At 31.9% G+C, this 1,633-nt stretch carries 1 protein-coding gene; it reads right to left on the reverse strand.

Annotated elements, in window-relative coordinates:
• Positions 1-1,633 (reverse strand): amino acid adenylation domain-containing protein (locus tag ACKTTQ_RS00550; protein WP_408048142.1); only part of this gene is annotated, 1,633 nt, incomplete at both ends.

Here is a 1,633-nt window from a genome sequence, read left to right on the forward strand (position 1 = left end):
CCTCCTAAATCAAAGAACTTACTATTAACTCCAATTATATCACTATCAACTCCAAGTATTTCTGAATAAATCCCTACAAGTTTCTCTTCTATTACATTAGAAGGAGCTACATACCCCTTTTCTTGTTCCATCTTATACACTGGTAAAGCTTTACGGTTTATTTTTCCGCTTGAATTAAAAGCAAACTCTTCCATATGAACATAGTAAGTAGGAATCATATATTCAGGTAAACATCTCCCTAAATACTCCCTAATTTCAGTAGTACTAAGTGGTTCTTTACTCTGATAATACGCTACAAGTTGTTTTTCATTATTTAATTCTTTACTTATTACAATAGAATTTTCTATTATAGAATGTGAGTTCAATTCCTCCTCTATTTCTGCAAGCTCTATTCTAAATCCTCGTATTTTTACTTGATCATCTTTTCTTCCTCTATATTCTAAATTTCCATCTGGTAACCATCTTGCTAAATCTCCTGTACGATAAACTCGTTCTTCAGAGGCTATCCAACTTCTACTAAACTTTTCTGATGTTAATAAGGCATCTCCTAAATATCCTTGAGCCAAACCATCACCTCCAATACATAACTCTCCTACTATACCTACTGGTAATACTTTTCCATATTTATCTGTAACATAAACACGCTCATTAGGTAATGGTTTTCCTATAGGAATAGTAGTATAATTGTCTAGGTCTTTGAGATCTACTTTAAAGGACGTTGAGTCTACACATGTTTCTGTTGGTCCATAAAAATTATATAGTTGTGTTTTTTCTCCTAATCTTAAATAAAATGATTTTACCAAATCTTTAGATAAAACTTCTCCTGCCAATATCCAACTTGACAAACTATCTAATTTAGATACTGATAATAAAGAGTTTACTAACAAACGAAGATGTGTTGGTGTTCCGTCTGATACATCAATCTTATTTTTATTATAAAAAGATATTAATTTTGCCCCATCTTTTCTACTCTCATCATCAGTTATATACAAACTATGACCTTGTAATAAACTTCCAAATATTTGTTGAATAGAAGCATCAAATACATAAGACGCTAACAAAGCAACATTCAATGTTTGATTTGCATAAGGTTTATAAACTCTTTCCTCTAACCCTTTTACTAAATTAACAACACTTCTTTGCTCCATTTGAACACCTTTAGGTTTTCCTGTAGAACCGGAAGTAAAAATACAGTACGCTAAACTGTTTTCTAATTGAGTTGGTAACTCTACTTTACTTTCGTAGCTCTCATCACCTTCCATATCTTTGATATTCAGCCATGTTTCACCAGTAAACGAAGATGGTTTATTAAGCATATTAGTTATAGCAAACTTACTACCACTCTCTTTTAACATATGAGTAGTTCGTAAAATTGGTTGTTCTATAGCTATAGGTGTGTAGTGAGCTCCTACTTTTAGAACTGCTAAAATAGCGGTGATTATATCAATAGATCGTGTCATCATTAAACCTACTGATGACCCTTCTTCTACACCTAAATCTACAAGCTTTTTAGCCCAGATAGTAGATTTTGAATCCAATTCTTTATAAGATAGACTCTCTTGCTCAAAAACAACCGCAGCGGTATCTTCCTTTAAAGAAACTTGTTCTTTAAATAAATCGATAATTGTTTTAT

Source organism: Tenacibaculum halocynthiae, assembly GCF_964512825.1.
Taxonomy (GTDB): domain Bacteria; phylum Bacteroidota; class Bacteroidia; order Flavobacteriales; family Flavobacteriaceae; genus Polaribacter; species Polaribacter halocynthiae.